The organism is Streptomyces sp. NPDC059398, assembly GCF_042751845.1.
Taxonomy (GTDB): domain Bacteria; phylum Actinomycetota; class Actinomycetes; order Streptomycetales; family Streptomycetaceae; genus Streptomyces.
Map to the genome: position 1 here is coordinate 28,409 of NZ_JBHYWP010000065.1, position 11,893 is coordinate 40,301.

The following is an 11,893-nucleotide window of genomic DNA, read 5'->3' on the forward strand; positions in this document are numbered from 1 at the left end:
CATACTCTTGGTTACCAATTTTATTAGCAATATCAAGAGTATCCTGATCCCCATGGACGTCACATCGCCCGCCCCCACCGCCCCAGAAGCCGGGCAGCCCACCACCGGCTCAGCAGCCGGGGCCGGGGCCGGATCCGGGGGTGCCATCCGTGAACAGCTGCGGCTCCTGACGCTGAACCAGCAGCGCTTCGAGCGGCATCTGAGCCGACGGCTCCAGGTGGATCCGGCCGGACTCGCGGTGATGGACCACCTCGTCCACACCGGTCCGACCACCCCCACCGACCTCGCCCGTCGCCTGGAGGCGTCGACAGCCGCGACGACCCTCGTGATCGACCGACTCGCGGCCGGGGGGCATGTCACCCGGCAGCCCCACCCCACCGACCGCCGCAAGGTGATCATCACGCCCGCCGAACACTGGGAGGCGACGGCCTACGAGCACGTCGCCCCGCTCGTCCACGGCGTCACCGCCGCAGCCGAAGCGCTGGCCCCCGAGGAACAGGCCGTCGTGGCGGCCTTCCTGAGGCGGATCGTCGGTGTCTACGACGAGGCCATCACACCCTGATCGCCCCCTGGCCCACCGCACCCCGTACCCCACCGCGCTCGCACCCGCGCCCTCGTCCTCGCCCGGCGGAAGGAAGCGTCCGATGACCCCCTTCGAAGACTTTCGCGGCCTGCACCTCCCCAGCGCCGCAGGCCCACTTGTCCTGCCCAACGCCTGGGACCACGCTTCGGCGGCCGCCCTCGCGGAGGCCGGATTCCGTGCCATCGGTACGACGAGCCTCGGGGTCGCGGCAGCGGCGGGAAAGCCGGACGCGACCGGCGGCACACGCGCGGAGACCGTACAGCTCGCGCGCGGGCTCGTCCGGATGGATGCCCTGATCAGCGTGGACATCGAAGGCGGGTTCAGCAGCGATCCGGGCGAAGTGGCCCGGCTTGCGGCCGAGTTGGCGGACGCGGGCGTGGTGGGCGTCAACATCGAGGACGGGCGGAGCGACGGCAGCCTCGCCGATCTGGACCGACAGTGCGAGGTGATCCGTGCGGTGAAGGACGCCGTACCCGACCTCTTCCTGAACGCCCGCACCGACACCCACTGGCTCCCGGGGCACACGGAGCAGACCGCACGCCGGGCGGACGCCTACCAGCACGCGGGCGCCGACGGGCTGTTCGTCCCCGGGCTCCAGGACGGACCCGAGATCACCGCCCTGATCCGGGATCTCGCCGTCCCGCTCAACATCCTGGTGTCGCCGGCCGGGCCGTCCGTCGGGGAGCTCGCCGCGCTGGGAGTGCGCCGGATCAGCTGCGGCTCCCTGCTGTTCCGCGCCGCCCTGCACGCGGCGGTCAGCACAGCCAGAGCGGTGGCGGAAAGCTCGGCGCTCCCCGCGGGGGACTCCGGCATCCCCTCGTACGCGCAGGCGCAGTCGCTCTCCGACCGGTTCGGCACCACCGGCAGCTGAACCGCGACGCCTACGGCCCCACCCCGACGCGACACCTGCGGCCCCACCCCAACCGGCCCCACCGCAAGGGCAACCGACACCCGCTCCCGGCCGCCTCCTCCCCTCCCTCCCTTCAAAAGGGGGTGCTGGCACCACCCTCAGGAGGCCAGGCCACACCATGTCGCCGGGGACGCGGATCCGGAATCGTCAGGGTCATCAGGACGGCACGTCCTCACCGCGATGATCCGAGGCCCACGATGAGCAGCAGCACTCTCCCGCACCCGTCCCCGACCGTGACCCCGACCCCGACCCCGGCCATGTCCACGCCCCCGGCCCCGCCCGGCACCGGATTCTGGCGGGCGCCCTTCGCCGCCAGGACGTTCCGGGAGATCGGATACGTCTTCAGCTCGCTGCCGGTCGCCGTCGCCGGGTTCGTTTTCGTCGTCACGATGTTCTCGCTGAGCGCGGGCCTGGCAGTGACAGTCGTCGGACTTCCAGCGGCGGCGGCCCTGCTGGCCGGGGCACGTGCGCTCGGAACCGCCGAACGCGGGCGGGCACGGCGGCTGCTCGGTCTGGATGTCCCCGCGCCCGCACCCGTACCCGCGGCACGGAACTCCGGCCGGTGGCCCGCCCTGCTGGCCCGGCTGACCGATGCCGCCGGGTGGCGGGCGATGCTGTTCCAGCTGCTGATGTTCCCCTGGCGGGTGGCGAGTTTCGTACTCTCGCTGACCTTCCTGGTCACCGGCTGGGCCGTCGCGCTCTACCCGGCTTACCACTGGGTCTTCCCGCGCTACGTGGGCTGGCCCGGCTATCAGGTGTACGACTACACGTCGCACGGCGCTCACCATCAGTACTACCTCACATCGCCGCTCCAGATAGGCGCGTTCTCACTGCTCGGCCTGGTGATCGTCTTCCTCACCCCGAAGCTCGTGCACGCCCTGACGAACGTCGACCGCGGAGCGGTCCGCACCCTGCTCGGCTCATGACGGCCCCCGCCGGACGCACCACCCGGCCGCACACCGGGCGGGCCGCTGTCCGGTCAGGCATCCCCCGGGTACCAGCGCAGTTCCACCGTGTTCCCATCCGGATCGCGCACGTACACCGACTGGGCGCTTCCCCGCGCCCCGAAACGCTCACCGGGGCCGTCCACCACGGTGAATCCGTCCAACTCGCCCGAATCAATGGACTGTTGCCAGTCGAGTGGTTCGACGACCAGGCAGATGTGATCGACATTGGCACGGCCGGCCGTTCCCGCAGCGCTCTCCGGTGTACGGACGATATCGATGATCGTCCCAGCACTGACCCGTACCGAAGGAAATGGCGCATCGCCCGCCCGCCACTCCTCCACCCGGACCGGTTCGAGGCCGAGTGAACCGCAGTAGAAGCCCAACGAGCGCTCGATGTCGGCGACGTTGAGGACAAGGTGGTCAAAGCCGATCACTCGCACGGGAACTCCCTCTCGCGACATCTCATCGGATCTCATCGAATCTCACGGATCCTCAAGGAACCCCAGAGAATCCAACGGGATCTCACACACTCCAACTCACCCGGCACGCACCCCATTCCACGCAATATTCCACTCAATATAATGCGCACCAGCGCACCAGCCAGGTGGGCCGTCGATCGCGCCCACATGCGCCACCCACCCGCACGCCGCCCAGGAGGCCCTCAGTCCAGGCCCTGTTGAGCGGACACCCCCGCCCCCCACCCACCCCACCGCACGGTCCACCGCACGATGACTGGATATACTCCGCCCGGCACATATATGCAGGCAAGGTACGCGGTTCGGCCTCCATTCCCCCGAGCCCCCGAATCCCTGGCGTGCGGCGAGAAATCCGTAAATCCCAGGACACACGCACAGGAAGCCCCAACCGGCCATTCCGGATACGCCGGCCAGTCGGAATTACCTGCACCGACGTGATGGCAGCGGACACGACCGAATTAAAAGACCGCTGTTTCGATATCGAGAGAAGGCGGGCTCTTTCCCGCTCTCGTATGCTGACCGAGTCATGTCATCAGAGAGTTTTCTCCGGGCGCGCAGACCGGAGCAGAAGCAACAGCGGCGCGAGACCATTCTCGCGGCCGCTCGTCGTCTTGCACTGGAACACGGGGTACGGCGGGTAACGCTGGGCAGCGTCGCCGAGGCCGTGGGGCTCGCCAAATCCAATGTCATCCGGTACTTCGGCACCCGCGAAGAGATCTTCCTGGTGCTCGCGGCCGAGGACTGGCAGGAGTGGCGCGGCGAGGTCGCCGCACGGCTGGAAGCCGGCGAGGAGGCCATCGGCGCGCTCGCCGAGAGCCTCGCCGAACGGCCGCTCTTCTGCGATCTGCTCAGCCAGACCGCGACGATCCTGGAGCACAACATCTCGCTCGAAGCGGCCCGCGCCTACAAGCACACCGTGCTCGCCGCCGTCTCCTCGCTCAGCGCCCTGGTCGCGCGGGCCCGCCCCGGGCTGACCGAGCGCGAGTGCACCGACCTGGTCTCGACCGCCGGGGTGCTCGCCGGCACGCTCTACCCGATGGCCACCCCGCCGCCCGTACTGGCCGAGCTGTACGCCATGGAGCCCCAGCTCGCAGCCGTCCGGCCCACACTGCTCCCGACACTGCGGCGCACCCTGTCCGCCCTGGCCGCCGGCCTGCCCGCAGTGCGCTGAGGCCATCGACCGGTCCGCCCTCGGCGCGCCGGGAGGGTGGCATCCGCCGGTCCGCCCGCTGCACCCGAACGCCACACGGGTGTTCGCCGGGCGCGGTCGCGCGGGAAGGATCCCGGGTGACCACGACAGACGACAGCACCGGACCCCGGAGCACTGGCACCAGGGCGGCCAGAGCCCTGACGACATCGACGGCGGCGGCCGTACTCGCCGCCACTCTGGGCCTCGCCTCCACGGCGGCGCCCGCCTCGGCGGCCCCGCAGTCGATGCGCCCGGATCCGGTGGGCCCGAATCCGGTGCGCCCGCAAGCAGCGCACCCACACCTGATGCGCCCGCAGGCAGTGCGCCCGGATCCGGCCCAGCAGGCCGAACAGCTCTCCCGGGAGCTCGTACGGGCGTCGACCGCGCGGGGCGCCTACCGCCAGCTGCGGAAGTTCCAGGCGATCGCCGACGCACACCACTCCACCCGGGCCGCCGGAACGCCCGGCCACGAGGCATCGGCCCGCTACGTCCACGACACCCTGGAGCGAGCCGGCTACCGGGTCTCGTACGAGCCCTTCCCCATCACCTACATCGAGACCCGGGCCGAGCGGCTGGCCGTCGTCACACCCACCCCGCGCGATCTGGCGGTCTCGGCGCTCTCGTACACCAAGTCCACGCCGGTGGGCGGAATCACGGCCGAACTCGCCGTCGTACCGGTGGACGCCACCACGGGGTGCGAGCCTGCCGACTACGCGGCGGGAGCCTTCACCGGGAAGATTGCCCTGATCCGCCGCGGCGGCTGCACATTCGCCCAGAAACAGCGCACGGCGGCCGGGGCGGGCGCGGTGGCCGCGCTCATCTCCAACAACACCGGGGGCGCTCTGGCAGGCACCCTGGATTCCCCCGCGGGCGTGAAGATCCCCACCGGCGGGATCTCGCAGGCGGACGGCACGGCGCTGGCCGCGGAAACGGCCCGAGCCGGCGCCAAGGCCCCCGCCACCAGCCCCGTCGCCGCCCCCAGCCCCAAAGGCATGACCGTCTCGCTGGAGATCCGGCAGCTACAGGAGCGGCGCACCACCCGTAACGTCATCGCCGAGACCAGGGGCGGCGACCCGGCGCACACCGTCATGCTCGGCGCCCACCTGGACTCCGTAGCGGCGGGACCGGGCATCAACGACGACGGTTCGGGCTCGGCCGGCCTCATCGAGGTCGCCCAGCGACTCGCCCGGCTCCCCCAACAGCCCGCGAACAGAGTCCGGTTCGCCTGGTGGTCGGCGGAGGAGCTGGGGCTGCGCGGCTCCGATGCGTACGTCAAGCACCTCACCGCCCCACAGCGGAAGCAGCTGGCCCTCTATCTGAACTTCGACATGATCGCCTCACCCAACTACGCCGAGCTGGTCTACGACGGCGACAATTCCGACACCAAGTCAGAGACCGAGCCAGAGACCGAGCCAGACCCCGAAGGCACCGCCCCCGGCGTCGCACCCGGACCCGGCCCCGGCCCCGGTCCCGCAGGTTCCACCCCGACGGGCTCCGCCGCGGCAGGCTCCGCCCGGCTGGAGAAGGGAATCACCGACTTCCTGGACCGCCGCCATGTGCCGCACGAGGGGACGGTCTTCGACGGCCGCTCCGACTACGGCCCGTTCATCGCCGCGGGCATCCCGTCGGGCGGCACCTTCACCGGAGCGGAGGAGATCAAGACCGCCGCGCAGGCGAAGAAGTTCGGCGGGAGGGCGGGGGTCGCGCTCGACGCCTGCTATCACCTGGCGTGCGACACCCTGAAGAACATCGACATGAAGGCGTTCAGCGTCAACATCGCGGTCATGGCCGACGCCGTCGGGCGATACGCCTCCGACGTACGCCCTCTCAAAGCGGGCACCGGCAGCCAAGCCCCCTGAAGGGATGCCGGATCGGCGCCCCTGTCCGAATTTCTGGCCACAGGGTCACCGGAGGGAGTGGTTCCGATTCTGGTTCACTCCCGGTTCACTGCCGATTTGTCAGGGCATAGGCCCTTTGATGCACTCCGTATCCGCCGTTCCGTGGCTGCGCCCAGTGGCGCATCCCCGGTAGGCTTTCCGTGTGATCTTCAAGCGCATCGGAAGCGGACGCCCGTACCCCGACCACGGCAGGGAATCCACCCGCCAGTGGGCGGATGTAGCGCCGCGCCCGGTCCGGCTGGACCAGCTCGTGACCACCAAGGGCCAGCTGGACCTCGAAACGCTGCTCGCGGAGGACTCCACGTTCTACGGGGACCTCTTCGCCCACGTCGTGAAGTGGCAGGGCGACCTTTATCTGGAGGACGGACTGCACCGGGCCGTGCGTGCCGCGCTCCAGCAGCGGCAGGTCCTGCACGCCCGCGTCCTCGACATGGGCTGACAGCTCACCCTCATCGGCCGACAGCTCACCGCCCCGGCCCGACCCGGGGTGACCTTGATCCGGCACAGCCGTGATCCGGGACGGTTGATCCGAGACGGGGCTTGGTCCGGCACGGCCTTGATCCGGCACGGGCTTGTCCGGAACCACCGGTATCCACCCTGGCCAAAGCCGCTCGCTGGTCCTTTCGGGGCCATTTTGCCTCATCCGGCGGTCATCAGATGATCGTTAAGTTCGCATAGCTGCCAGGCCGCACTACGCTGCGTTCATGAGCATGCTCACACCCCCCGGCATGGGCGGAAAGTACCGCATCACGGGCGACAAGTACCCCCGGATGCACCGCCCCCGGCGCCGTGGCCGACTCGTCCTGGGGATCGTCGCCGCTGTCGTCGCCCTCGGCTTGGTCGGCTGGGGATCGCTGCAGCTCATTCATCTCTTCACGGGCGATTCCCAGAAGTCGTCGGCCGCCGGGCAGCAGCACGACTGCAAAGCCAGGGCCGCGGCCTCGCCCGCCTCGTCCCGGCAGGCGAAGGCGCTGCCGGAGCCCGCGAAGATCAAGGTCAACGTCTACAACGCGACCCCGCGCAGCGGACTCGCCAAGTCCACCGCCGACGAGCTGAAGAAGCGCGGCTTCACCATCGGCAAGGTGGGCAACGCCCCCGCGGCCTTCGACAAGAAGGTCCCGGGCACCGCACTTCTGCTGGGCTCGGCCAGGACCCCGGTCGCCTCGTTCTCCGTACTCGGTACGCAGGTCAAGGGCGCCACCCAGAAGACGGACACCCGGAAGACCGGCGACGTCGACCTGATCATCGGCTCCGGCTTCAAGGCCCTGGACACGAAACAGGACGCCGCCAAGGCGCTGGCCACCCTGGCCCACCCCAAGGCGACGCCCGGCGGAAAGTGCTGACGCCCCGGAACAGAGTGCCGACTTTCCGGGAGACAGACGACTGACGCCCCGGAACGACCTCCCCGAACAGGTCGGGGCCAGTCAGGGCGGGGCCAGTCAGGGCGGGGCTACTCCGCCGATCCGTACATCCGGTCGCCCGCGTCGCCGAGCCCCGGCACGATGTAGCCCTGCTCGTTGAGCCGGTCGTCGACCGCCGCCGTGACCACCGTGACCGGCGTGCCCGCCAGCTCACGCTCCATGACCTCGACACCCTCGGGCGCGGCGAGCAGCACCACGGCCGTGACATCGTCGGCGCCGCGCTCGATCAGCTCGCGGATCGCGGCGACCAGCGTGCCGCCGGTGGCCAGCATGGGGTCCAGGACGTACACCTGACGCCCCGAGAGGTCGTCCGGCATCCGCGAGGCGTAGGTGGACGCCTTCAGCGTCTCCTCGTTGCGGACCATGCCCAGGAAGCCCACTTCGGCGGACGGCAGCAGCCGCACCATCCCTTCGAGCATGCCGAGCCCCGCGCGCCGGATCGGCACGACCAGGGGGCGCGGATACGACAGCTTCACGCCGGTGGTCGCCGTCACCGGGGTGTCGATGTCGACCTGCTCGGTGCGCACGTCGCGCGTGGCCTCGTACGCGAGCAGGGTGACGAGCTCGTCGGCGAGGCGCCGGAAGGTGGCGGAGTCGGTGCGCTTGTCGCGCAACGTGGTGAGTTTGTGCGCCACCAGCGGGTGGTCGACGACATGGATACGCATACGACAACCGTAACCGGGCCCCCGGGCCTGCCCGCGCTGGCATCAACCCGCCGGTCGGCGGGAAGGCGGACGGGTACGGAGGTGGTGCGGTCCATGCCCGAGTCCGAGCCAGCGAACCCGGCCCGCGACAAGGCCGGCGAGAACGAACGGCAGAACGCGCGGGAGAACGAGCGACAGAGCGCGCAGGGGACGGCGCACGCGCCCGCGTACAAGCCCCCGTACGAGCCGGGAGACGGAAGCGGGCCCGGCGGAGCGGGTGCGGCCGACGCACCGGAGAGCGCCGCCGACCGCCGGCGGCGCCGGGCGCAGTTTCTCCGTGAGCTGAACGAGGCGAAGGAGCTGCGCGACCGTGTGCAGCCCAGGCGCGCCAAGGTCGCCAGGCTCCGACAGGCCATGCGTATGCGTACGTTCCGCTGGTAGCGGCGTACCAAGGTTTTACCGGCCGCCGGAAGCAACACGCAGACCTGAGCCCGAAGACCTCTCGCGAACGCCATGTTTCTGCCACGATTCCCACTGGGCGGCGGACAGCCCGCCTTTTCGACAGACACCCCTAAGACCAGTGGGAGAGTCACGGTGTACTTCGCCGCACTGCTCGCGCGCACCGAAGACGGGTGGGAAGCGAGCGACACGGAGCTGGACGATGTGGAAACCCTCAGCGATCTGACCGATCTCGCCCGGGATGCCTCCGGGGACGAGGACACCGTCCTCGTCTTCATCGAACAGGAGGGCGCCTGGTTCGGCGTCGTCCGGGTCGACGGCGAGGACGATCCACGGATCTACGTCTCCGACGCCGCAGCCGCAAGCCGTTCCTCGTACGGGGAGATCCTCCTCACCGACGAGCTGATGGGCCGGGACCCGCAGGACCCGGACGCCCTGGAAGAACTTGTCGACCTCGACGGTACGGAGGACGGTGAGCTGGAGGAGGACGGGGACGACCCGGACGACGAGAGCGAAGCCGTACCGCCGGGACCGCTCGGGGACATCTTGATCCTCGCCGACCTCGGCATGACGGAGAAGGAGCTCCTGACACTCGGCACCGACGCACTGGCCGACATCGCCGACGCACTGGGCGCCGCCGAAGTCCTGGAAACCGTCCGCTGACCCACCCCTACCTCGCCGGCCCACCCTCGCTTACCTACCGCAGGTGCCCGACGGCCGGACAGACGGCTGAGCAGCCGGCCGGACACAGGACAGGACAGCCGGCCGGACAGACCACGGCCGTCACACCGTCATCGGGCACACCATCGAACAGACGAGCAGATGACCGATCCCCTCCGCGATCCCTGGGCCGCGCCGATGCGGCAGGCCCTGGCCGAGGCCGCACAGGCGGCGAAGGCCGGCGATGTGCCGGTCGGCGCCGTCGTGCTGGCCCCGGACGGCACACCACTCGCAGCGGGCCACAACGAACGCGAGGCCGGCGGCGACCCGACGGCACACGCCGAGATCCTGGCGGTCCGCCGGGCCGCGGCGTCGCTCGGCACCTGGCGCCTGACCGGCTGCACGCTGGTCGTCACGCTGGAGCCATGCACGATGTGCGCGGGCGCGATCGTCCAGTCGCGGGTGGACCGGGTCGTCTTCGGCGCACTCGACGAGAAGGCGGGAGCGGCGGGCTCGCTGTGGGACGTCGTACGCGACCGCCGCCTCAACCACCGCCCCGAAGTGCTGATCGGGGTGCTCGCGGACGAGTGCGCGGACCAGCTGACGTCCTTCTTCCGGGACCGCTGACGGCCCCTCGGGCCCTCTTCCCGAAGGCCGATTTCTGACCACGGCCGACCTTGGGCTAAGCTCTCTCTCGGTAGCGTGTCCGAGCGGCCGAAGGAGCTCGCCTCGAAAGCGAGTGTGGGGAAACTCACCGTGGGTTCAAATCCCACCGCTACCGCCACAGGAACCGCCCTTGCTCTGCAGAAGCAGACCAAGGGCGGTTTTTTTGGCCTCCCTTGGCGGCGGGTGAGGGGTGCGAGGACATGGATGTGTACGAGGCGGTGGACAGCCGCCGGGCTGTGCGGGCGTTCAGCGACGAGCCGGTCTCCCGGGAACTGCTCGAACGGGTCCTGGCCGCGGCGGCCCGTGCTCCGTCGAGCGGGAACCTCCAGCCGTGGCAGCTGTATGTCGTGACGGGCGAGCCCCTGGCCGAGCTCAAGAGGCTGGTGACGGCGCGGGCACGGGCGGGAGATCCGGGTGACGAGCGGGAGTATCCGATGTACCCGGCCAAGCTGGCCCCGCCGTATCTGGACCGTTTCTCCGCCGCGGCCGCCCAGCGGTACGAGGCGTTGGGGATCGAGCGCGACGACCCCGACCGGCCCAGGAAGATCGCTGTCCTGAACTCGGAGGGGTTCGGGGCGCCGGTTGTGCTGTTCTGCTGTCTCGACCGGTCGATGGGGCCCGGACAGTGGGCCGACGCGGGGATGTATCTGCAGACGGTCATGCTGTTGTTGCGGACCGAAGGGGTGCACAGCTGCCCCCAGGTGATGTGGACCATGTACCGCAGGACAGTCGGCCGGGCGATCGGAGCCGACGACCGGCTCGTGCTGCTCTGCGGTGTCTCGGTGGGGTACGAGAAGGAAGGGGTGCCGCCGCTGCGTACGGGGAGGGCGGACCTGACGGAAACGGTGAGCTTCATCGGGGGGTGACCGGAGGAGGGCCGGGCCCTTCCGCCCAACGAGACCCACTCGCACACCATCGCCCAGGGCAGCAGCATCCCGGCCGGTCAGTCGGCGACGGTCGTCTCCGTGGACCCGGTCGGCTCGGGAAAGTAACCCCGGTCGGCCCGGCCCGTCGCCCATGCGCCACCACCCGGCCGAACGGCGCCGACGCAGACCCCCGCCCCCGGCAGCACGCCAGGGCCTGCGGGTGCCCGGTGGCCGCCGCGGTGGCCAACGCCGCTCCGCCTTCCAGCCCTTGATCCCCCGGCGCTCCCTCCGGTTAGACTCTCGCGACTGCTCAGGGACCTCAGGGGAAGCAGGGCCGAACGGTGCCAGTGAAGAAGATCATTCTCTACATAGCAGTCGTCTTTGTGCTGTACACGATCATCACGTCACCGGCCAGATCGGCCGACCTCGTACAGGTAGGGTTCGAAGGAGTCTCCAACGCCGCGAAAAGCGTCGGTCAGTTCATGACCGAACTGGTGAGCTGAGCCCGTACATCCGTTCCGTAGGGAGTGCCCCTTGATCCGCCACCTGGTCCTCTTCAAGCTCAACGAGGGCGTCTCGCGCGACGAGCCCCGGGTCGCGGCCGGCGCGAAGGCGTTCGCGGAGCTCGGCGGGCAGATCCCGGAGACGGAGTTCTGGGAGTGCGCCTGGAACATCAGCGACCGGCCCATCGCCTACGACTTCGCCATCAACTCGGCCGTCCAGGACGCGGACGCGCTGAAGCGGTACATCGAGCACCCGGCCCACCAGGCGGCCGTCGGGCAGTGGAGCGAATTCGCCACCTGGGTGATCGCCGACTACCCCTTCTGAGGCGGCCCCCGGCCCACCCCTGCCGCCTGCCTCGCCCGCGCCCCCCATCCCCATTCCTGCCGGACCCCCGCCCGAGCTCAACGGACGCACAGCCCCCCTCATCGCAGCGGGGGTTTTTTTATGTTTACGGCTGTTTGAAACCACTTTCATAGCCAACACGTCGCTATGGGGTACTTGCACACAGTGCACATGTCTTGTGATGCTATGACCGCTTTTGACTGATGAGTTGACCAAAAAGTCGTCCAAAAAGGGGTGGCGTGACCGTGCCGGCCAGTACTGCGCCTGAAGTACCGCCCCAGACCGCCCTGCCCCAGAACAACCAGACCCCGGCCTCCCGGCAGCCGGG

General features: G+C 69.8%; 15 protein-coding genes and 1 tRNA gene. 14 read left to right on the top strand and 2 right to left on the bottom strand.

The window, feature by feature from the left end; all coding sequences use genetic code 11:
* Positions 1-52 precede the first annotated feature (52 nt).
* From ACFXBC_RS22245 to ACFXBC_RS22255, 3 genes are all read left to right on the top strand, one after another.
* A complete protein-coding gene (locus ACFXBC_RS22245; RefSeq protein WP_385027011.1) occupies positions 53-562 on the top strand; it encodes a MarR family winged helix-turn-helix transcriptional regulator in 510 nt (169 codons plus the stop codon).
* An 82-nt stretch (positions 563-644) separates the two neighbouring features.
* Complete coding sequence (locus ACFXBC_RS22250; protein ID WP_385027014.1) at positions 645-1,454, top strand: isocitrate lyase/phosphoenolpyruvate mutase family protein; 810 nt, start codon at positions 645-647, stop codon at positions 1,452-1,454.
* 236 nt (positions 1,455-1,690) lie between these two features.
* Complete coding sequence (locus ACFXBC_RS22255; protein ID WP_385027017.1) at positions 1,691-2,419, top strand: sensor domain-containing protein; 729 nt, start codon at positions 1,691-1,693, stop codon at positions 2,417-2,419.
* Between the two features lie 53 nt (positions 2,420-2,472).
* On the opposite strand, the gene ACFXBC_RS22260 is transcribed toward ACFXBC_RS22255, so the two are convergent.
* Positions 2,473-2,880, bottom strand: coding sequence for a VOC family protein (locus tag ACFXBC_RS22260; RefSeq protein ID WP_385027020.1), 408 nt, complete (start codon positions 2,878-2,880; stop codon positions 2,473-2,475).
* A 562-nt stretch (positions 2,881-3,442) separates the two neighbouring features.
* Between ACFXBC_RS22260 and ACFXBC_RS22265 the strand changes: the two genes are divergently transcribed.
* The 4 genes from ACFXBC_RS22265 (at position 3,443) to ACFXBC_RS22280 (ending at position 7,346) form a co-directional block, all read left to right on the top strand.
* Complete coding sequence (locus tag ACFXBC_RS22265; protein ID WP_385027023.1) at positions 3,443-4,087, top strand: TetR/AcrR family transcriptional regulator; 645 nt, start codon at positions 3,443-3,445, stop codon at positions 4,085-4,087.
* Positions 4,088-4,350: 263 nt separating this feature from the next.
* On the top strand, positions 4,351-5,964 hold the full coding sequence (locus ACFXBC_RS22270) for a M20/M25/M40 family metallo-hydrolase (protein ID WP_385027062.1): 1,614 nt from the start codon (positions 4,351-4,353) through the stop codon (positions 5,962-5,964).
* 181 nt (positions 5,965-6,145) lie between these two features.
* Positions 6,146-6,442 (top strand): type II toxin-antitoxin system VapB family antitoxin, encoded by a 297-nt coding sequence (locus ACFXBC_RS22275; protein ID WP_164262735.1) that lies wholly within the window; start codon positions 6,146-6,148, stop codon positions 6,440-6,442.
* A 265-nt stretch (positions 6,443-6,707) separates the two neighbouring features.
* Positions 6,708-7,346 (top strand): LytR C-terminal domain-containing protein, encoded by a 639-nt coding sequence (locus ACFXBC_RS22280; RefSeq protein WP_385027026.1) that lies wholly within the window; start codon positions 6,708-6,710, stop codon positions 7,344-7,346.
* A gap of 107 nt (positions 7,347-7,453) precedes the next feature.
* Here the strand turns inward: ACFXBC_RS22280 and upp are convergent, their stop codons facing one another.
* Positions 7,454-8,089, bottom strand: a complete 636-nt coding sequence (upp, locus tag ACFXBC_RS22285) for a uracil phosphoribosyltransferase (RefSeq protein WP_385027029.1) — start codon at positions 8,087-8,089, stop codon at positions 7,454-7,456.
* 93 nt (positions 8,090-8,182) lie between these two features.
* Here upp and ACFXBC_RS22290 point away from each other — a divergent pair, with 93 nt between their 5' ends.
* The 7 genes from ACFXBC_RS22290 (at position 8,183) to ACFXBC_RS22320 (ending at position 11,547) form a co-directional block, all read left to right on the top strand.
* On the top strand, positions 8,183-8,509 hold the full coding sequence (locus tag ACFXBC_RS22290; protein ID WP_385027032.1) for a hypothetical protein: 327 nt from the start codon (positions 8,183-8,185) through the stop codon (positions 8,507-8,509).
* Between the two features lie 153 nt (positions 8,510-8,662).
* Positions 8,663-9,190 carry a hypothetical protein gene (locus ACFXBC_RS22295; protein WP_385027035.1) on the top strand — a complete coding sequence of 176 codons (528 nt, stop codon included), beginning with the start codon at positions 8,663-8,665 and terminating at the stop codon, positions 9,188-9,190.
* A gap of 159 nt (positions 9,191-9,349) precedes the next feature.
* Entirely contained in the window at positions 9,350-9,814 is a 465-nt protein-coding gene (tadA, locus tag ACFXBC_RS22300) for a tRNA adenosine(34) deaminase TadA (RefSeq protein WP_385027038.1), read from the top strand.
* Positions 9,815-9,883: 69 nt separating this feature from the next.
* Positions 9,884-9,971, top strand: a tRNA-Ser gene (locus ACFXBC_RS22305).
* An 82-nt stretch (positions 9,972-10,053) separates the two neighbouring features.
* The gene (locus tag ACFXBC_RS22310; RefSeq protein WP_385027041.1) at positions 10,054-10,719 is read left to right on the top strand and encodes a nitroreductase; all 666 of its coding nucleotides are present in this window, start codon (positions 10,054-10,056) and stop codon (positions 10,717-10,719) included.
* 347 nt (positions 10,720-11,066) lie between these two features.
* Complete coding sequence (locus tag ACFXBC_RS22315) at positions 11,067-11,222, top strand: hypothetical protein (RefSeq protein ID WP_385027068.1); 156 nt, start codon at positions 11,067-11,069, stop codon at positions 11,220-11,222.
* Positions 11,223-11,253: 31 nt separating this feature from the next.
* Positions 11,254-11,547, top strand: a complete 294-nt coding sequence (locus tag ACFXBC_RS22320) for a Dabb family protein (protein ID WP_385027044.1) — start codon at positions 11,254-11,256, stop codon at positions 11,545-11,547.
* The last annotated feature ends 346 nt before the right edge of the window (positions 11,548-11,893 follow it).

Excerpts from the sequence above, each read along its gene's own strand:
- ACFXBC_RS22245 (WP_385027011.1), top strand. The coding sequence starts at position 53 with ATGGACGTCACATCGCCCGCCCCCACCGCCCCAGAAGCCGGGCAGCCC.
- ACFXBC_RS22250 (WP_385027014.1), top strand. The coding sequence starts at position 645 with ATGACCCCCTTCGAAGACTTTCGCGGCCTGCACCTCCCCAGCGCCGCA.
- ACFXBC_RS22255 (WP_385027017.1), top strand. The coding sequence starts at position 1,691 with ATGAGCAGCAGCACTCTCCCGCACCCGTCCCCGACCGTGACCCCGACC.
- ACFXBC_RS22265 (WP_385027023.1), top strand. The coding sequence starts at position 3,443 with ATGTCATCAGAGAGTTTTCTCCGGGCGCGCAGACCGGAGCAGAAGCAA.
- ACFXBC_RS22270 (WP_385027062.1), top strand. The coding sequence starts at position 4,351 with ATGCGCCCGGATCCGGTGGGCCCGAATCCGGTGCGCCCGCAAGCAGCG.
- ACFXBC_RS22280 (WP_385027026.1), top strand. The coding sequence starts at position 6,708 with ATGAGCATGCTCACACCCCCCGGCATGGGCGGAAAGTACCGCATCACG.
- upp (WP_385027029.1), bottom strand. The coding sequence starts at position 8,089 with ATGCGTATCCATGTCGTCGACCACCCGCTGGTGGCGCACAAACTCACC.
- ACFXBC_RS22290 (WP_385027032.1), top strand. The coding sequence starts at position 8,183 with ATGCCCGAGTCCGAGCCAGCGAACCCGGCCCGCGACAAGGCCGGCGAG.
- tadA (WP_385027038.1), top strand. The coding sequence starts at position 9,350 with ATGACCGATCCCCTCCGCGATCCCTGGGCCGCGCCGATGCGGCAGGCC.
- ACFXBC_RS22310 (WP_385027041.1), top strand. The coding sequence starts at position 10,054 with ATGGATGTGTACGAGGCGGTGGACAGCCGCCGGGCTGTGCGGGCGTTC.